We start from the raw sequence: 25,710 nt of genomic DNA, 5'->3' as shown, positions 1-25,710 counted from the left end.
ATGCTTGATTCTGACCATAGCAGGATTAGTTGCAATTTATTTATACTAAATTTGCCGCCCAAATGAACATACCGCGCGCAAGGCCCGGAGCAATTAGAAAATTACTAAAAATACTAATGGAAGATAACGATTTTGTATCAATCTGGCTGGAAGAAAACGGAAACCCTGCCATAGCGGAATTAACGCAACTCAACCTGGACGTTGCCAGTAAAACAGCAGAAACGTTAGCCAATAGAGGTATCTCAGAAAATGAACTGGCTGTTTCCGTAGATATCAATCCTGATGAAATCAAAAGATGGCTAACAGGCAGACATTCTTTCAGTATAAAGACAATAAAGGAAATCTCTGGTCAACTGACAGCTTATTCTGCGAAATAAGGATTAGCCTAAAAACTGCCAGGCTAAATGTCTTTTTGCTTCAGGAGTGTAAGACATTTAGCCTTGCTAATTTAAAACATTATAATATTGCAGGTAGCAAGTATTTTTCTACAATTTCATCTGCCTGGACGTGTGCGAAGGCTTTACCATAGGCCGAAGCGGTGATCACGATTACAACGGGCAGATCTTTGAACATGTAAATCTTGTTTCCACCATTTCCGCTGCTATAATTTACCTGGTAAGATTTACCAGCTACAACAAAAGCCTTGTTCCAAAAGAGAAGCCCGTAAAAACCAGGTCTATCAGCTGGAAGTACTTGTAAAGGAGAAAAACTTTGCGCTACCCATGATTTTTCAAGCAGCCGCTTACCATTATATATGCCATCATTAGCATATAATTGACCATACTTCGCAAAATCAAGCGCGCGTAACCTGAGTCCGCCACCCCCAAAAGGCTTGCCCTGAGGTGTTCGTGCCCATTCAAGTTTGTCTATACCCAATGGTACAAAGAGTCTCTTATGAGCAAATGCCTCTGCCCCGCCCGGTATACTTTTGTCGAGAATATCCATTACCAAATTAGTACCCGCGGTAAAATATGACCAGCTTTGACCATTCTGGCGTGCAGGATCCATTGGAAGGTCAAGTGCAAATTTCGTATAATCGGCTGTTGGATACATATTCTCTTCATTTCCAGCAGAGGTTTCCACCTCATCATTCCCTTCAAATGCAGCACTCATACTCAATAGGTCTACAATTTTTACACTGTCCTTTTTGGTATTATAATTCGCATAATTCCGGAGCTTATAGAACTCCATGAGCCTCTGATTTTCAGAAGTTATAAAACCTTCCTTGATAGCCATTCCTGTGAGGGTTGCAGTTATCGATTTACTTACCGATCTCGGATCGTGCAGCGTTTCCCTTTTTTCTCCGTTATAATACTGTTCCAAAAGCAATTCCCCTTTCTTCAAGACTACGATCCCGTTGATCATGCGGTAGGTATGATCGGCAATCTTTGTATTTAGTGTAACAATCAGTTCTTTATTCAGCTTCGCTTTGGAAAGTTTAAAACCACTTTCTGCGGCGATGTGCTGTGGCCCCATTTTCAGCGGATCGATTTTCTTTGGAATTCTTGTCACCTTAATTTTTGCCTTTATCAGCTCAGAACTATATTTCGTGCCATTCTGTTCAATATATACGCTCACACCTATTTCCAGCACCTTAGGTTGCGCACTCAAAAGCGACATTCCAGCTTTTGCCATAAATCGGTCCCAAAGGTTAATGCTCCATAAACCAGACCTGCCCGAGCTGATCAGAACGATATCCAGAGGACGGTTAGTAGTCTTATCTTGTGGCAGGATGGCACCTGGCCCCAGGTTTTCAGTATAAGCCTTTTTACCATCTACATAAAAATTGAAACTATAATTACCCTTGGCCAATAGCTCTTCTGCTTTTAGTGCAGGAGCGAATTTAGCAAGTTCAGCTTGAAGGGAAGCCTCTGGTGAGAGCAACAGGTACAAATCCTTGTCTGAACCGACATTATAGGAAGAGATAGCGCGAGAAGTCTGGATACTATCTCTTGCAGGCCTGAAATCAAAAAAGGTCATTTTCTGTGCATAGGATTCCAATGCAAAAAGAGGCAGTGTAAGAAAAAGGAGAATGGCATTAAATTTCCGTATCATGATTTTTATATAAAAATAAGAGATTACAATACAAGAATTTACCCGAATTGAATCTTTCAATAATCTTATTTAGAATAGAATATGGAAGATTTGTTACATTAACTATTGAGCGGCTTGAATTAAAAAAATGACAGGTATTTTGTTTATTTTCGGGATTATTGGAGCCAAAAAGCAAATGTAGCTTACGATGTCAAAAAAAAGCAACCATATTCATGTAAATACATTGCCTTCAGGAATCAGAGAAGGAATATTTATGGAGAGAAAATTTTTCAATGGCCCCCCTGATATTAAAGAAGTTGAGCGCCCGCATCGTGACAATGGGCATTTATTTATATTACAGGAGAAAGGAGCCACCCATATTGAAATTGACTTTCAAAAACATCGTATAGAAGCACCTTCCATTATCTATATACATCCTGATCAAATACATCGCGTAATCGCATTTGAAAATGCAACAACCACCAGCTGGATAATCACCAGCGAAAACCTGCATCAGGACACCCTGAAATTACTGGCAGGCCTCACTCCTGCAAATATTCTGGCTTTAAAAACAGAGACACTTGCTATTATTTCAGAAACGGCCTCTCTATGCATACAATTTTCTGAAAGGAAACACGAGAAACTATATAATTTCATCCTGAAAGAGAGTTTTAACACATTAGTCACCTTAGTCGTATCCCAGTATTTATCTGAAGCTAAAACCACAGATAACTTTTCACGTTCTGAGGTGATCACTAAATCATTTAAATCTTCATTAGATCATTATTTTATAAAGATAAAAAGTCCAATGATCTATGCTGAACAGTTGAACATATCTGCCCCCTACTTAAATGAATGCGTCAAAACTATAACAGGACATCCAGTTTCCTACCATATACAACAGCGTGTTATTCTGGAAGCCAAACGATTGCTCTACCATTCTAACAAATCCGTAAAGGAGATTGCAGGTGGACTTGGTTATGATGATTACTCTTATTTTACCCGGTTATTTGTAAAAATCACAGGGATGACACCACTAGCTTTCCGGACTAAAAACCTCGAATAGTCCTATATTCACTGCGTATCCGCATTGCTTGCACTGTGTATAAGATGTTCCTTTGTATCAAAAGAAGGATAAAGAAATGGAAACAATAAATCTATTACAAGATAAGAAAATAGCAATCGTAGGTGGTGGTCCGGGTGGCTTAACATTAGCCAGGCTTTTACAACTTAAAGGAGCAAATGTGAAAGTTTATGAAAGGGATTTCAATAATGAAGCACGTGTACAGGGTGCAATCGTCGATTTACACTTTGAATCTGGCCTGAAAGTTATGGAAGACGCAGGTTTAATGGAGGCTTTCAAAGCTAATTACATGCCTGGGGCCGACAAGTTTCGTCTGGTTGACAAGAATGCGAAAATTCTCGCAGATGAACATGAGCAAAGTTCTGATGAAAGTTTTGGCGACGAACACTTCAGACCAGAGATTGACAGAGGTGCGTTAAGGAACATTTTAATAGCTGGTCTTCTGCCTGATACCGTTGTTTGGGATAGTCAATTTGAGCACATGGTGCAAGTAAATAATATCTGGGAACTACAATTTAAAAATGGCACAACAGCGACTGCAGACCTTGTGATCGGAGCAGAAGGATATCGCTCAAAAATCCGTCCTTATGTAACAGACATTAAAGCCCTGTATTCGGGCGCAACTATCATTCAAGGTGAAATAGATGATCCTGAAAAGGAATGTCCTGAAATTTATGCCTTGGTTAACAAAGGCAATCTTATTGCGATGGGTTCCGGCAAAACTATCGCTGCACAACCAAGAGGTGATGGCGGGCTCACGTATTATGCCTCCTCTCTTTACCCTGAAGATTGGATCAAGACCAGTGGGATAGATTTTAATGACAGTGAAAAAGTTTATACTTACTTAGTGAACTATTACGAAGGATGGGATCCAATATTTTTTACACTTTTTAAAGCATGTAGTCATTTTGTTCCAAGACCATTGAATTATTTCCCTTTAGATCAGCATTGGGAAGCAAAACCGAACCTCACACTTATTGGAGATGCAGCGCATTTGATGCCTCCTTCAGGTGAGGGTGTGAATACGGCAATGCTGGATGCTTTGGATTTAAGTGAATGTTTGACCAGTGGCGGATTTCAAAATATAGAAGCCGCCATTGCAGCCTATGAAAACCAAATGCAGTTAAGAGCAAAGTTACTAGGACAAGAGGCACTCGAAGAGATAAAAGATTTTGCTTCCCCTTCTGAGGAATCAATTAAAAAACTGATCAAACAGTTTACGCCCATTGGATTATCAAAAGAATAGCCTCCAAAGAGGCTTTCTTTTCCGCTAATGATTTACGTTTAATCTCTATTACAATACTGGAAGATGCACGGTAAACAAAGATCCTTTATTCCGCTGACTTTCCACAGAAATCCTGCCCCCATGTCTTGATACAATGTTATGGACCAAAAATAGTCCGATCCCAAAACCGCTATAATACTTTTCATTATGGCCTTCTACTCTAAAAAAGCGGTCAAATACTTTTTTTTGATCTTTTTCCTCTATTCCGATGCCATAATCTTTGACAGATAAAAGTACTTCATCTTCTGCAAGGGCTACTGAAATATCGACAACTTTGCTGGAAGGTGAATACTTGATAGCATTAGCAATCAGATTAATCAGTACCTGGCTAATGCGGTCTCTATCTGCAGTAATTTCGATATTGTTATCAATAGTTAAATGAAAGAAATGCTGCTGATGACTTAAACGGAAGTCTTCGACCACCTCAGTAACCAAACCATCAATAAAAAAGCGATCCTTTTTCAAATCCATCCTTCCTGCATCAATCCGGCTCAGGTCGAGCATATCGCCTATAAGTCCGGTCAACTGTAATAGCAGGGCGTCTATACGCGATAAAGAAGAATTCAGTTTACCCAGGAATTCTGAACCAGTTTCCCGGGCAAGCAGCCTCAACAGCAATTGCACATGTCCTTTGATAGAAGTCACAGGGGTCTTTAGCTCATGGCTCAGCATGCTTACAAAATCGCTCTTACGCTGTTCTTCCTCTTTCAGCGACTGGATATTGGTCGTTGAACATACCCACATGGTTATCTTTCCCTGATCGTCTAAAATGGGCGAAGCTACGTTAAGGTGCCAAATATAATCTCCATCAATATTCTTGAAACGCATCTCAGAAATGTGAGGGACACCATTACGTGACGCTTCAGCAAGCCCTGCCTGGAAAGCAGCAATCTCATCTGAATGCATCATCTGGTGATAGCCAAAATCCCGAAGATCTTCAAAGCTCATCCCTCCAAAATCCAACCATTGTTTATTAAAGAATGTGACTTCTCCATTGGGAAGCGCATTGGAAATCTTTGCAGGCACCAGATCGGCCAGCCTTCTGAAATGCTGCTCACTCTTCTCCACCAGCTTTCTGGAATTTACCTGTTCGGTCACATCTACTGCAACAACCAGAATATCCGAAACTGCGCCATCCAAACCGGCAACCGGTTGGTAAACCACATTGAAAAATATCTTCTTCAACTCACCACCATGCTCTAACATCGCGCTGATCTCATTCGCATAGAAGGCCTTCCCTGAGGTATAAACCTTGTCTAATATCCCCAGAAAAGGCTGCCCCTCGAGTTCAGGAAGTGCCACAGCAAGCGGAAGACCGACAATTTGTTTGGTCTTCCCCCAAACCTGCAAAATCTTTTGATTCGCTGTTTCCACCACCAAATCTCTGCCATGCAATACCCCGATCGCAACCGGAGCCTCTTGGATCAGGAACTTAAAACGCGCCTCGCTCTTTGCTAACTTATTATTTGAAATAGAAAGCTGATCATTCGCTGAAGCTAGTTCCTGCGCATATTTTTCCAATAGCCGCCTGGAAAATACACGTTCAGTAATTTCAAAAGACATTACAAGAACACCATTCCTATTTCCCTCCAGATCCGAAAGCGGCTGGTAAGTATAATCAACATAGGTTTCGCGTATTGTTCCGTCATTCATGGTAAACAGTACCTGGCTTTCTTTTACATCGATCACCTCTCCTGTTTCTATGACCCGGCGCAGCTGCCCGGCAAAAGGCTGATCGGCAAGATCTGGTAATATTTGCAGAAATGGTTTCCCCACTACTTCCTCTCTGGACTTTTCCCAGTAACAAAGATTTGTGTCGTTGATCATCTCTACTATAAGTTCCTGTCCGCGGATCACTACAACCGAAGCAGGTAACATATTCAATATCTTTTCGAGGTTATCAGTGGCCTGATCAGACTTTTCCCTGTTGCGTACTTGAGGAGTGTTCTCCATCATCCAGACTGCTACCTTGCTGACCACAGCGTTTTCATCGGGCACAGGGGCATAGACAAAAGCTACATTGATCTGTTCCTTCTTGCCATGTCTTATAACCATAAGATTGACATCATTTGTACAATAGGATTCTCCTGTCACAATTACCTGTGAAAGAGCCTCCTGATAATAGGCGCTAATCTCTGCAAATGGCTCCCAGAAAGACTTTCCAAGGATAGCATTTTTCTCTTTCCCTGCAATCTCCAGAAATTTCCCGTTAACCATTTCTGCGATAAGATCTTCTGCATTAAGAATACATATCCCTACCGGAGCACTTTCAACTATGGTCTTGAGGAGCGGACTATCTGTTAAATTCATCATTTATAAAAAACACTAAAATAGGCTAATAAATATGCAAAGGCAAAAAAGACCTTTATTTATCCTCTACCAGCCTGGTCATTTCAAACTGCGCTATTTTTTCACGAAGTCCCAGATTTTTTAAGAATCCCATTGTGGAGGCAGAACTATGATCAACATTATAAACGTATACATCCTGCTGCCCAACAGTTTCATTGATATAAGAAAATAGCTGACTACCAACACCTTTACGACGATGGGCTTCGGCAACTGCGAACTGATTTATTTTTCTTGATGTTGGATTAAATATTGCATAACCCACTAATAGCTCATCGCTAAAAGCTCCAATAGTGCAACAGTGTTCTTTGCTGTTTTCCAATGACTGACCTGCATTTTGCCAGGATGGAATGATATCCCAAAAAGAAAGGAATGCGGCCCAGTTAAAGCTGTCAATTTCCTTCAATGCGCTTATTGAAGTGCTTTTTTCGACATTAAGTTTCCCTGTGTAGCAATCTAGTTTTCTGGCAACAGTATAGCCAATTCTCTCATATGCTTTTATTGCAGCATGATTTCCTGTAATCACTTCCAGCATCATCTTCTTTACCTGTATTTTTTTCAATTCAGGCAGCAAATAAGTATACATTTCACGCACTAATCCTTTTCCACGGTAGTCTGGAATTACTCCTGTAGCAGCATTGTACACTACCTGTCCTTGATCACTATCCCGTAATCCATGGAGCATACAACCTACCATTTGATCTCCATCAAATACTCCGGTAGACAATTTAAGTTGAATATCCTCTGCTACTATTTTTGATTTCAATAACTCCAAAGTCATTTGCAGCGGCACGATATAGTCCGAAAATGATAAATTGATAACAGACACCAATTTTTCCAGCTCAATATTTTCTAAATTTTTAATTTCCATAGGCACTAACATTCAACCACAGTAATACTAATTCACTTCATTCAAAAATAAAAAAATATGAAACTATTAATTACATTTTTCTATCATTTAGTGGTTTTTGCAGGAAATATTGAGCTTATGATGTTTTTTTGTCAGCTACATTAAGATTGTTTTAATTCATGGGTTTCAATCCCCGGCTTTGCATAAGCTAAACGTCCAACAAATTCTGGAAGAAAATAGGAATCCAGCCCAGCAACAGTCATTGTCTTTGCTTTAACATGGTCAACCGTCCCATCTGCTGCAATCATTTGATCATCAGATAATATTTGAACAATTTCTCCGATTAAAATAGTTGTACCGTTAATTTCTATATCAATGACTTCCCTTAGTTCCAAACCTATACGAATAGTGGATTGTTGCACAAAAGGTGCCTTAAAACCATTAACATATAATTTTTTCAATCCACAGACATCAAATTCAGATACTCCGGCTGGATAAGAAGCACTGGTCTGGTGAGCCTGCATATACCAATCTGGTAATACATTATTTAAAGTATATTGTCCTGTTGATTTAATATTGGTAAGGGTATCATTGTGTGCACGTTCCGGACGTATTACTATACCCAAAAGCGGCGGATTAGCCCCTAAGTGAAATGCAGAACTAATGATGCATAAATTAGTAATACCTTCATTACTGATAGTCCCTAAAAGGTTCAAAGATTTGTAGCCAACTAAGCTATTGATCAGGCTTATCCTGTATTGCTTTTCCAATTGATAAATCTGATCACGCTGAAGTCTTTCCATTTATATTATATTGTATTGGTTTTGTATCGAATAATTGAGTCGAACATCAACCCAAACTTACGGGCATTGGAAATGCGGATCCTTTCGGTCATTACTTTTTCGGCAGGACTGTTTTTAATCTTGTTAAATAACTTTTTATAATATACATAGGCAAGGTAAACACCATTTCTGGAAGATGAAGGTAATTGCCGGATCCCATCTAATGCCAATTTGAAGTCCTCTTCAATGTCGTCTTCTATAATTGATTTTTCAATGTTAGAAAAGGTAGCCAGATCCACATTTGGAAAATAGTTGCGGCTTAAGGTATAATAGTCTGCATTTATATCTCTGAGAAAATTTATCTTTTGAAATGCAGCACCCAATTTCATTGCCGGATTCTTTAATTTTTCGTAGCCTGTTTTATCCCCTTCTGTAAAGACTTGCAAACACATTAAACCTACCACCTGAGCAGAGCCCAGAATATATTGATCATACTTTTCAACCGTATAATATTCCTTTTTGAGATCCATTTCCATGCTTTGAATAAATAATTCAATAAGCTCTTTTTCAATATGGTATTTGTTCACGACTTGCTGGAAAGAATTTAGTACCGGATTCAAACTGATTCCATCAGCAATAGCCTCAAAGCAATCCCTTTTAAACTTAGCTAATAAGATGTCTTTATCAAACTCGTGAAAGCTGTCTACAATCTCGTCTGCCAGCCGTACAAAACCATAAATAGAATAAATAGGCTGACGGATCTTTTCATTTAAGAAGTAAATACCTAATGAGAAACTGGTACTGTAACGTTTAGTAATCATTTTACTAAACTCGTCCGATAGATTATCAAATATTTCTTTCATAGGTTCTTAAGAAATCATTCTTGTTTTCGATTCATGAAAGCTTTCAAGTTTTGTCATTAACCTGATCAACTCCAATTTTTCAAGGTGTGATAGTGGCTCAGTCACATCGCTTGAGGCTTTTTTAATATTCTGCATACTGTCATTCAGCACTTGAGTTCCCTTTGAAGTGATATGAATCATTCTGTTCCTTTTATCGCTGTCCAGCGAGGCCTGTTCAACGAGCCCATTGTTGATCAATCTATTTACGATTTGCATTCCTGCAGACTTCTCATGAACATTTAACTTAATAAGGGCCGTTTTAGTCATACTACCTAATGAAACCAGGCTAATTAAATAAATAAATTCATCGGGAGTAGAAAAAGATGTATTGGCTATTGCTGCTTTTGCATTGAGTTTAGCATACCGGTAAAGATGTACCAATGAAGTGTTAATCACACTGTCAGCAGAACGTCCATTGGACTTCCCCTCCCATTCTGGTTCTGAAATAATCTGATGATCGTTTTTTTTATAATGCTCGTTCATCCATTGCGCAAATAAGTGTCCGTCCTGACTTTTATGATCAGTTTCCTTTTCATAAATCTTAATGAGCCCTATCACTTCACTTATTAAATCGTAATACATCATCTCCAATAATTTAGTACAATAATACACTATTAAGTACAAATAAGTAGTATTTATTGTTTAAAAATGATATTACATATTTTATTAGTACAAAAAAATACTAAAAAAAAGGAGGTTTGATTTTATGTTGTCTACATAATTGATTGACTAGCTAAATTTATTCAGGCGTTTAATTGTCGGCTTTCAAAAACACTTTAAATACAGAACCCTTACCTTCTTTACTCTCAATGATAATTTTTCCTCCAGCTGCTGTGACAATGGTATTAACCAAATACAAACCCACACCAGATCCTTCCTTTATTCCTTCTACCCGCTCAAACTTTTCAAATATTGAACCTTGGTTTTCTTGACTTATGCCCATTCCATTGTCAGCAAAGCTGATAACCATATAACAGTCTTCCTGATAAGAGGAGATCAAAATGTTGGGGCTCCGATCTGGGTGAGCATATTTTATTGCGTTATTTAGCAGGTTATAAATGACACTACGCAACTTACGCCTAACAAATTTTATTTGAGAAGTCTCCAGATTCTTGACTATTATTGATGCTTTGGCTTCAGCAATTTGTGGAGCGAGCGTTAACCTAACATCCTCAATTATATTCTGTAAATCCAGCAATTCATTCTCAGCCTGATACCGTTGTTCCTGCCAGCGGGAATCAACGAGATCACCAATTACTTTCTTCATTTGAAACAGACTTCTCTCCACATTTTCAAGAAGTACAGGGAATCTTTCTATCTTTTTTTCTGGAAGTTTCTTGAGCATTTGAATGGTTAAGCCAAGTGCAAGCAGTGGATTTTTGATATCGTGAGCAATCGTATCTAATAATAATTCATGCTCAGTGATAAGCTTTTCCTGCTCTTTTAAATCTCTGATGCGAGGTGTGATATCTACGAAGGTAATGATCACACCATTAGTTTTATTTTCCTTCCTCACCAGATAAGGAAGAATATTCATTTGATACCAGTGCATATCAGTAGTTTGGATCTCTTTTTCCAAAATAGTCCCAGTATCAATCACCATTTTTATATTGTCTATAAAAGTTGGAAATCTAAAATTTTCTTGAACTTCACCTATATTTCTTCCAATAAATTCATACTTGAGATTGAATTGCTTCATTGCCGGTGGTGTAAACTTTCTCAGCACAAGGTTTGCATCTATGAAAAGTTGTGGAATAATAGTATTGCTGAAATAATTTTCGAGTTCTTCATTAAGTTCACTCAATTCGTTAATTAGTTCGTTCTTAGTTTGCATAGATGTAATCGCATTAGCCAACAAAATGATCGTGTATTTAAGATCTCGTAAAGAACAACTATAAGTTATAATTGTTTTATCGTCCTGCGAAGGGCTTTCAGACTAATTTGTCATTACTAAATTACTGCTTTAGGATAAATAATGTTTTGCGAAATCTGTACCAGATAATTATATGCATTCTGGTCATCCTTAAAACATTGCTCCAGCAACAGAACAGCTTGTTCCAAGCCCAAAGCTATTGCCATTTGCTGCAAAGAATAATAGCCATGAATTTTTCGCTGAAAAATCTGTTGGGAAGTATGAAGGAGAGAAATATCTTTCTCCAATGAAGGAACTTTTCCTTTAACCACATCCTTACTGTGCTCAAAAAAGTACGCATCAAGTGGTGAGATTATCCCAACCTTTTTTGCTTTTTGTATTTCAAAGCACAGTTTTAAACGCTCAATATGCATATGCTGATCAGAAGAATCTGGTAATAATCCTCTGCGCAATTCATCTGTTAATGCCGCTGCCGAAAGTTTTTTCAAACAAAGAATGTACTTCTTTTCGGCAACAAACATGTTGCTTAATTTCTCTAAATAAATATTTTCAAGCATTATCCGTTAAGTTATATTTAGTGGTAGAACATTTTTATAAAAAAAAAGTTTGTACCCTTAATATCATCAAAAAAAAGCCCCTTGCGGGGCATTTTATTTTAAAATTCACTTTCAATCTCCTTCTCCAAAACTTCTATTAAAGCCTTAGCTACAGGTCCTGCTGACAATGGGTTCTGCCCTGTAATTAATAACCCATCAGTTTCCACATTAACAAGAAAAGGAAGCAAAGCAGATTTAAAATCAGCTCCAAGTTCAATAAGTTTATCCTCTAGTTTATAAGGGATATTAGCTGATCTTCCTACCAATTTTTCTTCTGTGTTGGTAAAACTTGTCAGCTTTTTACCAGCTAATAATCCCGGAGAAAGTTCTGCTGCCTTAATCAAAGCCGCCGGTCCATGGCAAACCGCAGCTACTGGCTTATCCAAATCAAAGAACTCCAGAATTAATTTCGCGCTCAACTCATCATTAGCCAAATCCCAGATTGGACCATGACCGCCAGGAAAAAAAACCGCATCAAAATCAGTAGCAGATAACCCGACCAATGTATGTGTATGCTTGAACGCACTTTGAGCAAATTCGTCATCCGTAAATCTGCGATTAGCACCTGTAACATGCTCAGTTAGTTCACTCATTGTATCCACAGGTGGCTTACCACCTAAAGGACTAGCTAAAGTTACCTGATATCCCTGATCAATAAATTCATAATAAGGATCAGTAAATTCTCCAAGCCATACGCCAGTTTTACTATCAGTATTTTCCATCTGCTGATGGGATGTAAGGATCATTAGTATTCGCTTCATCATAAATAAGTTTAGGCAATCAGTTTAAAGTGTATACAATATTTGCTCATCCGTATAATAAGTTTTTCTGGCGCCTTTCTTTTCAATCTGAATCACTGCGCCAGTTGGACTTTGCTTTAAATCAGGGTGATGTATTCTCAGAAAATCTTTTACCTCCCCATTTAACGCGTCTGGAAGTTTTCTGGCGATATCGGCAGATTCTTTAGACAAGACATGAATAATTGTCTTTAGCAATTTCTCCACTCCAGCTTCAGGAATCGCTTTTGCTATAGAAAAAGGCGAGATTTTAGCCTCCCAGAGAATCTCATCTGCATAAGTATTACCGATTCCTCTGATTGAGTGCTGATCCATCAGTAAAGTCTTGATCTGTACCTTCTTTTTTGCCAGTAAATCTTTAAAATGTGCAGGATTCAAAGACAAAGCATCAGGTACATCAGAATATTCTGGATTCAGCGTCGGCGTTGCTGCTTTTTGAAAATCTGTCAAAGCAAAGCCGTCTCCGTCTTTGAAATGAAAAGAAACAATTTGAAATTTAACCTCTTCTTCTTCCAATGCTTTAAGTTCACCATGCAGCATTAAATGCATCCCCAGTATCGCATCATTATCGAAATGCAATTGCAAAGTCTTTCCAACCCTGGAGACACTTTTCAATTGATGGCCTTCTAACACATGCTTCAATTCCTTACCGGGAACATTTAGTTTTTTAGCCACTTTCACTTCAACAGTTTCCAGAATTTTATTTTTAAAACGCTTTTGCAAATTCTTAGCAAAAACCTCCAGATCAGGTAATTCAGGCATAATGACTATTTATTATTTCAATATTTTTTCAACTATAACATACTTATTTTAAAGTTGTTTTTTTAAACTAGTTGAAATTCCTTTTTCAACTAGTTTAATCAACCCTTATTCCTATACTCAAATTAGTATAATTGAACGTCTTAGTACATTGATGCCTAAACGTATTCAACATTGTCCCATCGCCAAAATCCTCAAAAAAACTCAGACTTTTAAAAAGGCTGATCAGATATGTTTATTCTGATTATTTAATTACATCTCACTCCTATTTAAAAATTCAAAAAAAATAAACAAAGAATAAATTATAGGGTTGTACCCTAAGCTCGATTAAATGCATGTAAAAAGAAACATAATAAACAATCTTTAAATCAAATAATTATGGCAACTACACCAAAATCAAACGAAAAATCAGCTTCAAAAGCAAACGCCAAAACAAAAGGTTCAAAATCCACTGGAAAAACCGGTAAGATGGAAAACTCTGAATTCCATGAATTCTTTGTGGATGAGTTGAAAGACATTTACTGGGCAGAAAAACATTTGGTTAAAGCTTTACCGAAAATGAAAAAAGCAGCGACCAGTCCTGAACTGGCTACTGCTTTTGAAAAACATACTGAAGAGACCAATACACACATCGCAACCCTGGAGCAGGTATTCACCTTATTAGATGAAAAGCCACAGGCAAAAAAATGTGATGCTATGGAGGGCCTGTTAAAAGAAGCGGACAGTATCATTGAAGATACTGATGCGGGTACGATGATCCGTGACGCAGGTTTAATCCTTGCCGCACAGAAAGTAGAGCACTATGAGATCGCTACCTACGGGACGCTTGTAGTCTTCGCACAAAATATGGGGCACACTGATGTTGCTGAGTTATTGCAATTCACTTTAGACAACGAAAAGGCAACTGATGTAGCATTGACTGAAGTAGCCGAAAGCTTCATCAATGAAGAGGCTGCTGCTGAGTAATTTTATTGCAGGCCAAGCTAATGTTGACTTGGCCTGCAATAAAATTTGTTTGAATTTATGATTAGTATGATGGTTACCCAGCGGAGCGGCTCCCCTCATAGCATTAACCTTTTATAAATTGAAGCATGAAAACAAAACCAGTACAATCTTCGTACTTCTATCGTAACGGACTCACTATAGTCTTCCTTTTTTTATTTGTGATTACACTTGGTGCTCAGGCATTGACAGGCTGGAAGCAACATAACCAGGATTTAAAGGAAAATCACGTACAGGAAATCAGCTTAGGTACTTATCTTAAAAGTGGTCATTTCATTTCGGCAACTTTCGAAAACTTCGAAAGTGAATTTCTCCAAATGGCGTTATATGTGATGCTAACAATTTCCCTCCGCCAAATTGGTTCTGCAGAGTCCAAACAGCTCGATCAGCCCGAAGAAGTCGATAGGGAGCCAATACCGTCACCTCATGCACCCTGGCCCGTAAGAAAGGGTGGCTGGATCCTGAAATTATATAGTAATTCTCTTTCTATTTGTTTTGTGATTTTGTTTCTTGCCAGCTGGGCCATGCACTTATACGGAAGCTGGGATAACCACAACGTTGAACAGCTTGCTAAAAAACTTCCAACAATAACTTTAATGGATTACCTCGGGGAGTCAGAGTTTTGGTTTGAAACCTTTCAGAACTGGCAAAGCGAGTTTTTGTCAGTAGCCTCAATCGTATTTTTAACCATTTACTTACGTCAAAAAGGCTCTCCAGAGTCTAAACCAGTAGATGCGCCACATCTGGAAACCGGTAAGTAGTGATCAATTATAAATTCATAAATAATAATGGGTAATTTACCGGATAGTCAAATAACTATCCGGTTTTTTATAGTAAATATCTATTACTGATGCTCAAAAAGAGATTTTAAATTACTTAAATAAATCCTGATCCCTGTTTTTTCTACCCCTATTAACGCCACATCCGCCAGAGGCTTTCATCTCCTGAATTAATGGCTTCTTTAAACTCCTCCAGAAAATCCATCGTCAGGCTTTTTGAATTAGCCGGGTCAACAGTTTGCGAACCTTGAAAACCTGCAGTGGAAAGAATAATTGTATTGCTGGTGTTCAGCTTTTCAGCATATATCTTCAGATTTGGAAGTTGTGTTTTCATAAAAAATGAGTTTAAGCTTTGCTTAATTTGGAACAGGTAAGTTGATATATTGTTTCACAAGAATTCAATTAGATCCTGGGACATTCCAGAAACGGCTGTCGTTAAATTTCATTTTTAAATGCTTCACTAAACAGCCATTCGCATCAACTCTCTTCTGCGCATTAGCTTTTCAATGAGTATTTTCAGCTTTTGATGATAATCTTCACGAAGCCACTCTGTATAATTTTTAGTTACCTTACCCAGGCATTTTGCATATTGTTTGATTCTCCAATCAATTTCTCTCTCCAATTCAGTGATCAATGCAATGGCATCAGGAATACAGTCGCTATTGTCTGCACACATTAATGCATGCTGTCTGATAGAATCACGAATAACAATTTTAGGTTTTAAGCCATTTGCCAAGGCCAGCAGATGTGCTGACTGCACATCGAAAGAAATCTCAAAACTATTAGGAAATTTAGAACGCATTTCAGCAGGCATCTGGTGTGCCTGGTAACTGGTTTTTGCCGTTAAACTTTCATGGTAAACCTCAGGATTTTCAAAAACATGTTTCCAATCAACCGCAGCATTCCAGTGGCCAAAGCGATCCGTATTATTTCCCAGATCTACAATCGTAAAAGTTTTCTTTTGGGGAAGACGTCTCGACCCCCTACCGATCATCTGGTGATAAAGCGTTAACGAAGTGGTTGCTCTGTTCAGGATTACCGTCTGTACTGAAGGCTCATCGAACCCAGTAGTTAAAATGGAGACGGAGGTCAGGATGGCACCTTTGGTTTTTTTCAACCAGTGTAAAATCTCCTCCCTTTCTTCAGGCCTGGTCTTGTTATCCAGATGCCTTATAGGATAACCAAGATCTGAAAACACCTCCAGAACCTTACGTGAGGTAAAAATTCCCGTATTAAAAATTAAAGTTTTTTTACCTTTAGCATGAGATTCATAGGCGTGGACCAACAGTTCAAGCATTGCCGGGGAAGCATATAATTCATCAGAAGTACTTACCGTAAAATCACCATTTAAACCTGTTTTCAAAGTATTCAACTCTACATCGTACCTGAAAGTCTTTGGTTTTGCTAAAAATCCCTGCGCAATGAGCTCTCCAATAGGGGCGCCAAGCACCAACTCATCATAATTTTTATTCATCGGTAAATTGATATCTGAGCTGAAGGGCGTAGCAGTTACACCAATGACGGAGGCATACTCAAACTTGCTGAGGAGTTTATGAAAAGAATTGTGATGGGCCTCATCTACAATAACCAGACCTACACGTTTCAAATCAATTAAACCATCATTGATCCGGTTCTTTAACGTTTCTACCATCGCTACATAACAAGGATAACCATCTCCCCTGCCAATTTTTTTGAGCGCACTATTCACCACTTTGTTAGCTATACCTGCAGTTTTCAAGACCGAGGAAGTTTGCCTGCACAGTTCTTTGCGATGCGTGAGCACGATCACCTTTTTCTGGTATTTAGCAATATACCTGCGTGCAATCTCCGAAAAGATCACAGTTTTTCCACCACCGGTTGGTAACTGGTAGAGTAATCTGTGATTGCGCTCATGAGCTCCTAATTTTTCAAACAATATATTGATGTCATTTTCCTGGTAAGGATACAGCCGAGGGCTGCATTTTGACTGAAGGTTCATCATCACAATCCGAATTACTTAAGTTTTTTCAAAAGTTTTTCCACTTCAATCGCTGAAGTTCCTGCTGACTTAACCGCTTGCTTTAATTGATCTGGCGTAACTTTAAATTTTTTAGACCAATATTCCAGTTCATAGCTTTCTTTTACATTAATTCTGTCTTTGTCAGGATTTCCCGTTTTCTGTTTGTTATCCATAATATAAGTATTTTTGGCTATAACATCTTTATTTTAAAGTTGTTTTTTAATTCTATTTAAAAGTCCTCTTTCATGAAAACCCTCTCTAAACTGTCTTCAAGGCTTTAAAAGAAATTAATGAAACGTATAAGTAAAGACACGGTTTTTTGAATTTGATAATCATCAATACGATTAAGAGAGTGAAGATCTGGTCAAAGCAGGCTTCTTACTTCAGGAAGATGTAATACCGGAAATTGAAAATGCAAAAAGGAATTAACCCGCGCTTATAATATTTTGCAAATTGCTAAGATGAATATTTTTTAATTTAATTCCAGGCTATCAATATAGGCTCCTATGGAGATGACATAACATTCTTCCAGATAATCTTCTGTGCGTTGCATCCATTCTGTCCCAACTTTGTAAAGCAGAAACTCTTTTCCATCAAAACCAACTTTCCATACTTTAAGCTTTTTAAATGTGGTCGCAAGGATTTGAATAATTTTCGTAGTTCCGTCTTTTAATTTGATTTTATATTCCATTTGATAAGCTGCTTAATCCTGTATCTGGTTAATTTATATTATGATAACGCTGCACATTCAAAATACTTGCTTATTTTCCTGAATTTATTTATCCTTTGATAAATTACTATTTAAAAAAAAATTAATCATTTATATCTTCGATTATAATTTGCGATAGCTTAATAAAGATTTTTAAACCGTAATAAATAGTCCATATTTACAATCTAATTAAATGTGATGTCTAATTTCCAAGTTGATTTAACTAATTGTGATATTGAGCCTATTCACATTCCAGGACAGATACAATCTCACGGTTTCCTGGTCGTCATAGATGATGAAATGAGTATTCAGTTTCACAGTGATAACATCAACAATTTTATTGCTCCGGTCCCTGATGTATTGATAGGTAAATCGATTGGTCATATAGAAAGCCTGCTTGATCAGGATTATCAACCTGATCAAGCAGGCAGCTGATTTCTTCCGGAAAAGCTAAAGGTTTTGAAAGGATTAATCCTATTCCGGTAACGATTTCAGGAATCCAATATTATTTAATCATTTCCGTAAGTGACGGAAAATATATTTTAGAATTCGAGTTATCGGCATCCAGTTTCCAGTTAGATGTACAAGGACTGATGGGCAATACCATTGCTGAAATCCTTACCTATTCCAAATTGGAGGAATTACTGGAAAATACTGCTATTCAAGTAAAACAGGTTATAAATTTTGATAGAGTAATGATCTATCGCTTTGCAAAAGATGGGCACGGTGAAGTTGTAGCTGAATCTAAAAATCCGGATTTGTCTCCATGGCTTGGTTTACATTATCCAGCATCCGATATTCCCAGGCAGGCACGTGAATTATATAAATTGAACTTAACGCGATTAATTGCCGATGTTGAAGCACACCCGGCAAGAATTAATAAAGCAAAAAATAATCCCCAAGACCTGGATTTAACATTTAGTCAATTAAGAGCTGTATCCCCTATCCATATTCAGTACTTAAAAAACATGGACGTGGCTTCCAGTTTCAGTATCTCCTTGAAATTTAAAGATGAATTATGGGGATTAATAGCTTGTCATAATTATACACCACGTTTTATTGATTTTAAATCCAGGGAATATGCTAAACTAATCGGCCAGATAACATCGTCCGCACTTGAGTTCAGACAAAATGAAGAAATCCTGAGAAATGAAAATGAATTCAAAAACAGCCTGGAAAAAATCATTAAACAACTGCTTGAAACCGAAAGTATAGAGAAAGCACTGACTTCAGAAGAAACAACATTATTAGATGTAGTTAAGTCTGATGGAGCCGTGCTTGTGCACGATAATAAAATATATAAATTGGGGAAAACGCCCAATGATCAACAATTACTTGATTTGATGTTTTGGATAAATGATCAGGTCAAAGATACGCTATACCAAACTGATAGTTTTTCTGCTGTGTACCCTAAAGCTTCTGCCTATAAAGATAGCGCAAGCGGAATATTGATTTCGGTACTTTCTAAAGAACTGGGAGATTATCTGATTTGGTTCCGTGCAGAACAGGTTCAAAACGTTAAATGGGCAGGAAATCCAGACAAACCAGTAATTATGGATAGCAATGGATTACTTAACATTTCTCCTAGAAATTCATTTGCAATATGGACAGAAACGATAAGTGGTGTTGCTGAGGGTTGGTCTATTGAAGATATTAAGGCAGTTATCAAACTAAAAGAGGAAGTCAACTATGGACTAAACCACAAAGCAGGAACTGCCCGTATGATGAATGAAAGGCTTAAATTGGCATATCAGGAGCTGGAAAGCTTTAGTTATACGATTTCCCATGATTTGAAGAATCCTATTGCCTCGATTAAAAGTTATGCCCAATTACTGATCAGGGACCAAAACATTTTAGAGCGCGGCCAAAAAATGCTGCATAGAATAGCTGACCGGGCAGATCAAATGAATTTAATGATTAACGCTGTTCTTGATTATTCACGTGTTGGGCGTACAGCAATGCTCTTCCAACCTATTAAAACGGAAGATTTAATAACTGAAATAATCAACGATCTTCAGCTGATCTACGCTAACAAAAATTTAAAAATCATTGTCGGTGAAGTTCCAGATATGCAAGGCGATCCTATTATGGTATTACAAGTGTTTTCTAACCTAATTGGTAATGCGGTTAAATATTCGCAGCATTCCAGCGCTCCTAAGGTCCATATATCTGGTGAATTAATTGGAAATAAAGTCCATTATAGTATCATAGATAATGGTATTGGAATTGCCCAAAATGACTTATTGAGCATATTCGAACTATTTAACAGGATGGACAATGTCAAGGATATTGAAGGTTCGGGTGTTGGGTTAGCAATTGTAAAAAGAATTATCGAGAAACATGAGGGTACAATAGTTGCTGAAAGTGAATTAGGAATTGGTTCAACTTTTCGTTTAACATTCAGCCATAAAGAAAGTTAAATGCCATGCTTTAAAAAGCACAGCCCACCAAGTTTAATTAGTGGGCCGTGCTTTTACAAGGTAAACAGCTAATCGAAGAAGTCGACTTTCCCATTATCCACATCATAAACAGCTCCTATAATTTTAATATTCTTTTGCTGCTCCAATTCAGATACGATCTGACTTTCGTTTCTGATGCGTTCAATTGTTAATTGCACGTTTAGTTTAGTGACATTATTTACAAAGGAAGGATTCGATCCATTTCTGTTTTCCTCAGTGATTTTTTCGCTTTCTATTGCCGGCATTACCTTCTCCAGTAATCCTGTAAGGTTTCCCATTTTCACATTATTACAAGCTCCAACAATAGCTCCACATTTAGTATGCCCTAGCACGATTACTATTTTCGTGCCCACCACTTTAGTGGCAAATTCCATACTCCCTAAAATGTCTTCATTTAGAACATTCCCTGCAATCCGGATGCTGAAAATATCACCAAGCCCCTGGTCGAAAATCAATTCTGCAGAGGTACGACTATCCATACAACTTAAAATAGTGGCAAAAGGAAATTGCCCGGCAGAGGTCTCATTGACTTGCTGTAAAAGGTTCCGGTTTGCTTTTAAGTTATTTACGAATCTCTCGTTTCCTTCTTTTAAAATTTCAAGTGCCAGATCAGGTGTCAAGCTACTTTGTGTTTCTTTTGAATGTGTGCGCATAGTTAATTTTTAAAACGTCCGAATATAACCAAGTATTACATCTTATCAATTGAACTATTCCGGTTTTTCAAACCGCTCAATACTATAAAAACCAATAAGATTGCCGCAACGGCGTAACAAGCATAGCAGACAGCCGTGCTGCCATTTGCAGATTTATTTGATACAGAGATAGCCATTAATGCCCAAATCCCTACTACACCATATTCGCGTAAGTTTCGTTTTCTGATCATAAATACATTGATCAAACCAGCTATTAAAATCATAATAATTGTCCAGGTCACATCAGAAACTCCCCATCCATCCCACTTGATTTTAGTTAGATAGGCTGCAATATTTGCAATTATCGCTACAGAAATCCATCCGGAATAAAGGGCAAAAGGCCAAAAAATGAAAAGATACATTTTTAAGGGACGAGCTTCCAATTCCATACCTGTATTCATGATAATTTTCAATAAGGAGCCCAATAAAACAGCCATAATAACAACTGATAAGCCTGTGTAGTCATAAAGCCATGCAATAACCCATAGGGAATTAGCACAGCAGGAAAGGACAAACCACCAATTGATTTTTAAGAGTAGTGAATCCTCTTCTTTCTCTTTAAGAAGACTACGCCACGAATAAAACACAAAACCTAATAAACTGAGATAAATGAGTCCCCAGATTGAGAATGCATAACCTGCAGGGGTAAAATAATTGAAATATTTATCAGAAACCGTTTTCATGGTATTGCCATTAAATATTCCGGTGTTAGCAAGATAATTGATCACAATTGTGATGATTAAGGCAATGCTATTGGCTATAGTTAGTATCTTTTTCATAAATCTATTTGTTGAACCCTTTTGATAAATTTAACCTCTTTTAATTATCAGCTCCTGCAAAACCGCTGGAGTCTCAAAAACTATTTTACGAAATTCAGAGACATCCTTAAAAGACAATTGTGTTATTGTCCTGGACTCATAACTCAGCTTAAACTTATCTATCTCAAATGGCCATGGATCAACTTCCATTACTTGCGCTGACTTCTCCCACATGGAATAAACTACCCTATCCGGCCCGGTACTAATGTCCATTTTACGCTGTTCAGGTTGAATAGCATGCTGGCAGATTAATAAAGAGAAAGCATCACAAAATTCCAATAAACGATAAGCTGAGCTTATTTCTGACGGAGAAACCGACAATATTTTCATCCAAATCTTCTCTCGCTTTTTAAGATCATTAATAAAAGTTAAGGCTTTTGGATCTTTTCCGTGCACGAATTGAATATGACGGGAAACCATTAAAGCGATCCAGGCACCCTTAGTTTCTGCCATCTGTATCAAACGGAACGCATACTCCTTTTTAAATTCTGTCATCTTAAAATTTACCGGGCCACCTTGAGCATTAATCAGATCCTGGTTTTCAAATTCGTTGTAAACATCATCATGTTCAGCTGTAGCGACTATTGTTTCTACCCAGTATCTTCCCTGATCCGCTTTATTCCAATGCGCACAGATCTGTGCAGCCAGTAATCCATGTGACCGCTGCGTTATGATTTCCCATCCTGATTCTGTATAATTTACAATCATCTGATTTAGCAAACAGACAAAGCCCTCAAAAGTTTAGTGTTTCACTGAATCAATCCATCGGAATTGAGAAAATTCAGCATTGAAGTAAAAAAACTATATAAAAATAGCGCATAACTATTTTTTGGAACTGGATCCCCCTTCTTTACTATTCTAAAATAATAATCTTAAAAACTTTCTGCTGGCAGGATTTGTAGTTATGGTAATTAAAAGATAAACTTAAGTAAAATAATATGGGACAATTAAATAATCGAAACATTGCCGTTTTATCGGAAAGCGGTTTTGAAGAAACAGAATTGACCAGCCCGGTTCAAAGATTAAAAGAAGAAGGTGCTATAGTTCATATCATCTCTTCCAAGTTAGGAAAGATTCAAGCGATGAAGGATGATCATGAATGGACTATTGAAATAGATGTTGACAAAACAATAGCCGAAGCCAGCGCTGAGGACTACGATGGTTTACTAATTCCTGGCGGAGTATTAAATCCTGATGCCTTAAGAAAAAACGATCAGGCTGTTGCTTTTGTTAAAGCATTTTTCAGTGCGGGAAAACCGGTAGCAGCTATTTGTCATGCTCCCCAGGTACTCATCACAGCAGAGGTTGTAAAAGGTAGAAAAATGACTTCAACAAAAACTATAAAAGTTGACCTTGTGAATGCAGGTGCCCATTGGGACGATTTAGAAGTAATTGTTGATGAAGGACTTGTAACCAGTAGAAGCCCTGACGATCTTCCCGCATTTAACGATAAAATGGTGGAGGAATTTGCAGAAGGGATTCACGAAGAACAACATTCTTAGAAAAATCACAGCTAAAAAGGAAGCTATCAGTGGCCATTGTAGAACAGCCACTGATAGCTTCCTTTTTAATTTAAAATATTCAATATCGAGCTGTCTATTTACTATTTAATGCTAAACCCGCAGTAACCGCCACTGAAGATTGGATAAATTCCTGCGTTGCATATTGCTTATAATAAATTTGTATAGTAATTATAAGGAAATAAATATTTTCTGCAAATCATGTTTTTACACCTTTTGTTCTCCAATAGTATTGACAGATGGTTTCCGCATACTTTGCTTAATTTTTTCTCTATGCTGTTCTCCCCAGGCACTTAATTCACCTATCACGTTTTTCAGCGTCCTGCTATACGCTGTTGCTTCATAGATAATGCTTACCGGTGTAGTCGGATATACACTACGTTTGATAAAATCATTCAACTCCAAATCTTTTAATTCTTTAGCCAATACCTTGGAGGAGATTTCAGGGATTGCATGCTGAATCTCGTTAAAACGTTTTGATGATTGCACCAGGCTAAGAATTAAAGCCAGCTTCCATTTTCCATTGAGGACATATAGCGCATCAAGGACATTTTTGAGCGAACCAGCACATTCTTCGTTGCTCGGAAGCAGCTCATTTATAATCATTTTCATAGACATAAAGGTAATCACATTACCTCAATGTAACCGCTTTCCTTTAGGTAAGTACTCACCTTTGATCACCTGGTAACCCTACTTTTGTTTTGATAATCCTAGCGAATGGCCTCTTCATCATCAACATGAAGGGCCTCAGAATTTTCAATTGATCATATCACTAAATAAATAATTTTTTATGAAACGTATCCTTCATTTAATTTCAAGCCTGCAAGGCAAAGAATCGTACAGCATTAAGCTGGGTCAAACTATCGTCGAAAAAATCCAGAAAAAATATCCGGGCAGCACACTTGAAGAAGTAAACCTGGTCGATATCGAAATCCCACACCTTAACCCCGCCGTCCTTCGCACATTTTTTATTCCTGAAGATCAGCTGACTGCAGAAGAAAAAGAATCTATCCGGTTTTCTGACAAGGTGGTTAAACAATTATTAGCCGCAGACACCATTGTCATTGGTGCTCCGCTTTACAATTTCACCATCCATACTGCACTAAAGGCGTGGATTGATCACATTACCAGGGCTGGAATAACTTTTGGATATGGCGAAAATGGCCCTGTTGGAATGGTAACAGGAAAAAAAGTATATGTGGCTATGTCTTCCGGTGGCGTTTATTCAGAAGGTCCAGGAAAAGTCAATGACTTTGTTGCTCCGTATTTAAAAGCTTTTCTCGGTTTTTTAGGGATGACAGACCTGACTGTATTTCGTGCTGAAGGCTTAAAAGTACCAGGAGTCAAAGAACACGCTATGCAGAAAGCGGTTGATAGCATAAAGATTGATTAAAATCTTCTTTTAATTCTCCAGCTTGGAATTATCTAACTTTTAAAGACAAATCGCCCGCACTTTGTAGAGCGGATTGACTTGTCTTTACTAAAAGAAATATTTGATTTTTCAGTATCACTTATCTTTTGCGATGAAACCCGGTATGCCTGTTTTCACAGCCCCATTCAGTATCTGCCTGGTCTGAATACGATTGATTTCATCCAATGCATCTTGCAGCAAGACAGAGATGTCAAAATTCTCTCTCGCACGAGCTGCTGTTTAGGCGAGTAGTCCAGATCTTATTCCGTAACCTAAAAGTGTTAGATGATTAGGCATGGTTTAACGCTAAAGTTGTAAAGAATAAAAAAGTTCATCTGCATAGGTTCCATCTGGCCAGTCAACGTTTTTCGAGTTCACATATTTAAAGCCAAAACGTTGATTTGCAGCTTTGGAAATCTCATTACCAGCTCTGTGAGAGACCGTAATTAACTTACAGTTTTTTGATTGCGCCCAATCAATCCGGGCTTGATAAAATAATTTCGTCAGGCCTTTACCACGGTATTCTGGCTTAATGAAAGAGGCAAATAAAACCGCATTTGTTGCCTCATCTTTATCCAGGATCACGCCGGTCAGACCGATTAACGCTTCCATAGCATACAAAGCAAATATAGCACGTTTATCATTTTCTAAAAAAGACACCCACTCACCCTGACTATAGGCAGACTCCTTCAGGTAACTGCTACCAAACATAGCAGGATTAGTTTGCAATGCTTCTAGTCTTATCGATTTATAATCCTCCCATTGAGCCGGAAGGAGACGCTGCAGAGAATAATTATTTTTTGTGTTACTTTTCATTATCAAAAGTTCAATCACCAGTCAATATTTACAAATAACGACATTTCATGTACTATAAATGAACTGACAGCTTCTTTTTTCAGGATTCAGCTATCAATTATTTCAAAATTTCTTCATATCGTATCAATTTATAGTCCAGACAGTAAAACGTATATTATTTATACTAAACTTGCTTTTCAGATCGCATAGCCATTTAT

General features: G+C 37.8%; 28 protein-coding genes. 9 read left to right on the top strand and 19 right to left on the bottom strand.

Annotated elements, in window-relative coordinates:
* The first annotated feature begins 62 nt into the window (after positions 1-62).
* Entirely contained in the window at positions 63-377 is a 315-nt protein-coding gene (locus tag AY601_RS05725) for a hypothetical protein (RefSeq protein WP_157287725.1), read from the top strand.
* Between the two features lie 79 nt (positions 378-456).
* Here AY601_RS05725 and AY601_RS05720 read toward each other — a convergent pair whose 3' ends face one another.
* Entirely contained in the window at positions 457-2,055 is a 1,599-nt protein-coding gene (locus AY601_RS05720; protein ID WP_068397727.1) for a serine hydrolase domain-containing protein, read from the bottom strand.
* Positions 2,056-2,242: 187 nt separating this feature from the next.
* On the opposite strand from AY601_RS05720, the gene AY601_RS05715 reads away from it, so the two are divergent.
* Both AY601_RS05715 and AY601_RS05710 read left to right on the top strand, forming a co-directional pair.
* Positions 2,243-3,100, top strand: coding sequence for a helix-turn-helix transcriptional regulator (locus tag AY601_RS05715; protein WP_068397724.1), 858 nt, complete (start codon positions 2,243-2,245; stop codon positions 3,098-3,100).
* A gap of 76 nt (positions 3,101-3,176) precedes the next feature.
* Entirely contained in the window at positions 3,177-4,364 is a 1,188-nt protein-coding gene (locus AY601_RS05710; protein ID WP_068397721.1) for an FAD-dependent oxidoreductase, read from the top strand.
* A 48-nt stretch (positions 4,365-4,412) separates the two neighbouring features.
* Here the strand turns inward: AY601_RS05710 and AY601_RS05705 are convergent, their stop codons facing one another.
* The 9 genes from AY601_RS05705 to AY601_RS05665 form a co-directional block, all read right to left on the bottom strand.
* On the bottom strand, positions 4,413-6,716 hold the full coding sequence (locus tag AY601_RS05705; RefSeq protein ID WP_068397718.1) for a PAS domain-containing protein: 2,304 nt from the start codon (positions 6,714-6,716) through the stop codon (positions 4,413-4,415).
* A 52-nt stretch (positions 6,717-6,768) separates the two neighbouring features.
* Positions 6,769-7,620 carry a GNAT family N-acetyltransferase gene (locus tag AY601_RS05700; RefSeq protein ID WP_068407229.1) on the bottom strand — a complete coding sequence of 284 codons (852 nt, stop codon included), beginning with the start codon at positions 7,618-7,620 and terminating at the stop codon, positions 6,769-6,771.
* A 140-nt stretch (positions 7,621-7,760) separates the two neighbouring features.
* The gene (locus AY601_RS05695) at positions 7,761-8,402 is read right to left on the bottom strand and encodes a flavin reductase family protein (protein WP_068397716.1); all 642 of its coding nucleotides are present in this window, start codon (positions 8,400-8,402) and stop codon (positions 7,761-7,763) included.
* Positions 8,403-8,407: 5 nt separating this feature from the next.
* Positions 8,408-9,244 (bottom strand): phytoene/squalene synthase family protein, encoded by an 837-nt coding sequence (locus AY601_RS05690; protein WP_068397714.1) that lies wholly within the window; start codon positions 9,242-9,244, stop codon positions 8,408-8,410.
* A 6-nt stretch (positions 9,245-9,250) separates the two neighbouring features.
* The gene (locus AY601_RS05685) at positions 9,251-9,868 is read right to left on the bottom strand and encodes a MarR family winged helix-turn-helix transcriptional regulator (protein WP_084359123.1); all 618 of its coding nucleotides are present in this window, start codon (positions 9,866-9,868) and stop codon (positions 9,251-9,253) included.
* Positions 9,869-10,034: 166 nt separating this feature from the next.
* Positions 10,035-11,117 (bottom strand): ATP-binding protein, encoded by a 1,083-nt coding sequence (locus AY601_RS05680; RefSeq protein WP_068397704.1) that lies wholly within the window; start codon positions 11,115-11,117, stop codon positions 10,035-10,037.
* A gap of 116 nt (positions 11,118-11,233) precedes the next feature.
* Positions 11,234-11,713 (bottom strand): DUF892 family protein, encoded by a 480-nt coding sequence (locus AY601_RS05675; protein WP_068397701.1) that lies wholly within the window; start codon positions 11,711-11,713, stop codon positions 11,234-11,236.
* 98 nt (positions 11,714-11,811) lie between these two features.
* Positions 11,812-12,513 carry a type 1 glutamine amidotransferase domain-containing protein gene (locus tag AY601_RS05670; RefSeq protein WP_068397698.1) on the bottom strand — a complete coding sequence of 234 codons (702 nt, stop codon included), beginning with the start codon at positions 12,511-12,513 and terminating at the stop codon, positions 11,812-11,814.
* A 24-nt stretch (positions 12,514-12,537) separates the two neighbouring features.
* Positions 12,538-13,311 carry a DNA-formamidopyrimidine glycosylase family protein gene (locus AY601_RS05665; protein ID WP_068397696.1) on the bottom strand — a complete coding sequence of 258 codons (774 nt, stop codon included), beginning with the start codon at positions 13,309-13,311 and terminating at the stop codon, positions 12,538-12,540.
* A 375-nt stretch (positions 13,312-13,686) separates the two neighbouring features.
* On the opposite strand from AY601_RS05665, the gene AY601_RS05660 reads away from it, so the two are divergent.
* The gene (locus AY601_RS05660) at positions 13,687-14,274 is read left to right on the top strand and encodes a ferritin-like domain-containing protein (RefSeq protein ID WP_068397693.1); all 588 of its coding nucleotides are present in this window, start codon (positions 13,687-13,689) and stop codon (positions 14,272-14,274) included.
* Between the two features lie 125 nt (positions 14,275-14,399).
* The gene (locus tag AY601_RS05655; protein ID WP_068397690.1) at positions 14,400-15,071 is read left to right on the top strand and encodes a DUF6766 family protein; all 672 of its coding nucleotides are present in this window, start codon (positions 14,400-14,402) and stop codon (positions 15,069-15,071) included.
* Positions 15,072-15,222: 151 nt separating this feature from the next.
* Here AY601_RS05655 and AY601_RS05650 read toward each other — a convergent pair whose 3' ends face one another.
* From AY601_RS05650 to AY601_RS05635, 4 genes are all read right to left on the bottom strand, one after another.
* Positions 15,223-15,423, bottom strand: coding sequence for a hypothetical protein (locus AY601_RS05650; protein WP_068397689.1), 201 nt, complete (start codon positions 15,421-15,423; stop codon positions 15,223-15,225).
* A gap of 126 nt (positions 15,424-15,549) precedes the next feature.
* Positions 15,550-17,070: a DEAD/DEAH box helicase gene (locus AY601_RS05645; RefSeq protein WP_232324701.1), complete on the bottom strand. Its 1,521-nt coding sequence runs from the start codon at positions 17,068-17,070 to the stop codon at positions 15,550-15,552.
* Positions 17,071-17,081: 11 nt separating this feature from the next.
* On the bottom strand, positions 17,082-17,261 hold the full coding sequence (locus AY601_RS05640; RefSeq protein WP_068397687.1) for a DUF3606 domain-containing protein: 180 nt from the start codon (positions 17,259-17,261) through the stop codon (positions 17,082-17,084).
* A gap of 299 nt (positions 17,262-17,560) precedes the next feature.
* The gene (locus tag AY601_RS05635; RefSeq protein WP_068397685.1) at positions 17,561-17,779 is read right to left on the bottom strand and encodes a hypothetical protein; all 219 of its coding nucleotides are present in this window, start codon (positions 17,777-17,779) and stop codon (positions 17,561-17,563) included.
* Between the two features lie 216 nt (positions 17,780-17,995).
* Between AY601_RS05635 and AY601_RS05630 the strand changes: the two genes are divergently transcribed.
* A complete protein-coding gene (locus AY601_RS05630) occupies positions 17,996-18,232 on the top strand; it encodes a hypothetical protein (protein ID WP_068397683.1) in 237 nt (78 codons plus the stop codon).
* A gap of 158 nt (positions 18,233-18,390) precedes the next feature.
* Complete coding sequence (locus AY601_RS05625) at positions 18,391-20,217, top strand: ATP-binding protein (RefSeq protein WP_068397681.1); 1,827 nt, start codon at positions 18,391-18,393, stop codon at positions 20,215-20,217.
* A 68-nt stretch (positions 20,218-20,285) separates the two neighbouring features.
* Here the strand turns inward: AY601_RS05625 and AY601_RS05620 are convergent, their stop codons facing one another.
* The 3 genes from AY601_RS05620 to AY601_RS05610 are packed head-to-tail and all read right to left on the bottom strand — an operon-like array spanning position 20,286 to position 22,474.
* A complete protein-coding gene (locus AY601_RS05620; RefSeq protein WP_068397679.1) occupies positions 20,286-20,909 on the bottom strand; it encodes a carbonic anhydrase family protein in 624 nt (207 codons plus the stop codon).
* Between the two features lie 35 nt (positions 20,910-20,944).
* Positions 20,945-21,727, bottom strand: a complete 783-nt coding sequence (locus AY601_RS05615; RefSeq protein ID WP_068397673.1) for a hypothetical protein — start codon at positions 21,725-21,727, stop codon at positions 20,945-20,947.
* 30 nt (positions 21,728-21,757) lie between these two features.
* Complete coding sequence (locus tag AY601_RS05610; RefSeq protein WP_068397670.1) at positions 21,758-22,474, bottom strand: DUF3891 family protein; 717 nt, start codon at positions 22,472-22,474, stop codon at positions 21,758-21,760.
* A gap of 230 nt (positions 22,475-22,704) precedes the next feature.
* Between AY601_RS05610 and AY601_RS05605 the strand changes: the two genes are divergently transcribed.
* Positions 22,705-23,268: a type 1 glutamine amidotransferase domain-containing protein gene (locus AY601_RS05605; RefSeq protein WP_068397668.1), complete on the top strand. Its 564-nt coding sequence runs from the start codon at positions 22,705-22,707 to the stop codon at positions 23,266-23,268.
* 225 nt (positions 23,269-23,493) lie between these two features.
* On the opposite strand, the gene AY601_RS05600 is transcribed toward AY601_RS05605, so the two are convergent.
* Positions 23,494-23,898, bottom strand: coding sequence for a winged helix-turn-helix transcriptional regulator (locus tag AY601_RS05600; protein WP_232324700.1), 405 nt, complete (start codon positions 23,896-23,898; stop codon positions 23,494-23,496).
* 178 nt (positions 23,899-24,076) lie between these two features.
* On the opposite strand from AY601_RS05600, the gene AY601_RS05595 reads away from it, so the two are divergent.
* Entirely contained in the window at positions 24,077-24,679 is a 603-nt protein-coding gene (locus AY601_RS05595; RefSeq protein WP_068397666.1) for an FMN-dependent NADH-azoreductase, read from the top strand.
* A gap of 324 nt (positions 24,680-25,003) precedes the next feature.
* Here the strand turns inward: AY601_RS05595 and AY601_RS05590 are convergent, their stop codons facing one another.
* Entirely contained in the window at positions 25,004-25,513 is a 510-nt protein-coding gene (locus AY601_RS05590; protein ID WP_068397663.1) for a GNAT family N-acetyltransferase, read from the bottom strand.
* Positions 25,514-25,710: the final 197 nt, after the last annotated feature.

Origin of the sequence: Pedobacter cryoconitis, from assembly GCF_001590605.1 — a bacterium.
Classification (GTDB): Bacteria; Bacteroidota; Bacteroidia; order Sphingobacteriales; family Sphingobacteriaceae; genus Pedobacter; species Pedobacter cryoconitis_A.
The sequence above is the reverse complement of the archived record's forward strand: the minus strand, read 5'-3'. Positions and strand labels throughout refer to the sequence as shown.

Bases quoted from the DNA above. Each gene is read 5' to 3' on its own strand.
- AY601_RS05655 (WP_068397690.1), top strand. From the start codon at position 14,400: ATGAAAACAAAACCAGTACAATCTTCGTACTTCTATCGTAACGGACTC.
- AY601_RS05705 (WP_068397718.1), bottom strand. From the start codon at position 6,716: ATGATGAATTTAACAGATAGTCCGCTCCTCAAGACCATAGTTGAAAGT.
- AY601_RS05680 (WP_068397704.1), bottom strand. From the start codon at position 11,117: ATGCAAACTAAGAACGAACTAATTAACGAATTGAGTGAACTTAATGAA.
- AY601_RS05715 (WP_068397724.1), top strand. From the start codon at position 2,243: ATGTCAAAAAAAAGCAACCATATTCATGTAAATACATTGCCTTCAGGA.
- AY601_RS05600 (WP_232324700.1), bottom strand. From the start codon at position 23,898: ATGAAAATGATTATAAATGAGCTGCTTCCGAGCAACGAAGAATGTGCT.
- AY601_RS05700 (WP_068407229.1), bottom strand. From the start codon at position 7,620: ATGGAAATTAAAAATTTAGAAAATATTGAGCTGGAAAAATTGGTGTCT.
- AY601_RS05675 (WP_068397701.1), bottom strand. From the start codon at position 11,713: ATGCTTGAAAATATTTATTTAGAGAAATTAAGCAACATGTTTGTTGCC.
- AY601_RS05595 (WP_068397666.1), top strand. From the start codon at position 24,077: ATGAAACGTATCCTTCATTTAATTTCAAGCCTGCAAGGCAAAGAATCG.
- AY601_RS05695 (WP_068397716.1), bottom strand. From the start codon at position 8,402: ATGGAAAGACTTCAGCGTGATCAGATTTATCAATTGGAAAAGCAATAC.
- AY601_RS05645 (WP_232324701.1), bottom strand. From the start codon at position 17,070: ATGATGAACCTTCAGTCAAAATGCAGCCCTCGGCTGTATCCTTACCAG.
- AY601_RS05625 (WP_068397681.1), top strand. From the start codon at position 18,391: ATGGGCAATACCATTGCTGAAATCCTTACCTATTCCAAATTGGAGGAA.
- AY601_RS05725 (WP_157287725.1), top strand. From the start codon at position 63: ATGAACATACCGCGCGCAAGGCCCGGAGCAATTAGAAAATTACTAAAA.
- AY601_RS05710 (WP_068397721.1), top strand. From the start codon at position 3,177: ATGGAAACAATAAATCTATTACAAGATAAGAAAATAGCAATCGTAGGT.
- AY601_RS05630 (WP_068397683.1), top strand. From the start codon at position 17,996: ATGTCTAATTTCCAAGTTGATTTAACTAATTGTGATATTGAGCCTATT.
- AY601_RS05665 (WP_068397696.1), bottom strand. From the start codon at position 13,311: ATGCCTGAATTACCTGATCTGGAGGTTTTTGCTAAGAATTTGCAAAAG.
- AY601_RS05640 (WP_068397687.1), bottom strand. From the start codon at position 17,261: ATGGATAACAAACAGAAAACGGGAAATCCTGACAAAGACAGAATTAAT.
- AY601_RS05720 (WP_068397727.1), bottom strand. From the start codon at position 2,055: ATGATACGGAAATTTAATGCCATTCTCCTTTTTCTTACACTGCCTCTT.
- AY601_RS05590 (WP_068397663.1), bottom strand. From the start codon at position 25,513: ATGAAAAGTAACACAAAAAATAATTATTCTCTGCAGCGTCTCCTTCCG.
- AY601_RS05670 (WP_068397698.1), bottom strand. From the start codon at position 12,513: ATGAAGCGAATACTAATGATCCTTACATCCCATCAGCAGATGGAAAAT.
- AY601_RS05650 (WP_068397689.1), bottom strand. From the start codon at position 15,423: ATGAAAACACAACTTCCAAATCTGAAGATATATGCTGAAAAGCTGAAC.
- AY601_RS05685 (WP_084359123.1), bottom strand. From the start codon at position 9,868: ATGATGTATTACGATTTAATAAGTGAAGTGATAGGGCTCATTAAGATT.
- AY601_RS05660 (WP_068397693.1), top strand. From the start codon at position 13,687: ATGGCAACTACACCAAAATCAAACGAAAAATCAGCTTCAAAAGCAAAC.
- AY601_RS05690 (WP_068397714.1), bottom strand. From the start codon at position 9,244: ATGAAAGAAATATTTGATAATCTATCGGACGAGTTTAGTAAAATGATT.
- AY601_RS05605 (WP_068397668.1), top strand. From the start codon at position 22,705: ATGGGACAATTAAATAATCGAAACATTGCCGTTTTATCGGAAAGCGGT.
- AY601_RS05615 (WP_068397673.1), bottom strand. From the start codon at position 21,727: ATGAAAAAGATACTAACTATAGCCAATAGCATTGCCTTAATCATCACA.
- AY601_RS05620 (WP_068397679.1), bottom strand. From the start codon at position 20,909: ATGCGCACACATTCAAAAGAAACACAAAGTAGCTTGACACCTGATCTG.
- AY601_RS05610 (WP_068397670.1), bottom strand. From the start codon at position 22,474: ATGATTGTAAATTATACAGAATCAGGATGGGAAATCATAACGCAGCGG.
- AY601_RS05635 (WP_068397685.1), bottom strand. From the start codon at position 17,779: ATGGAATATAAAATCAAATTAAAAGACGGAACTACGAAAATTATTCAA.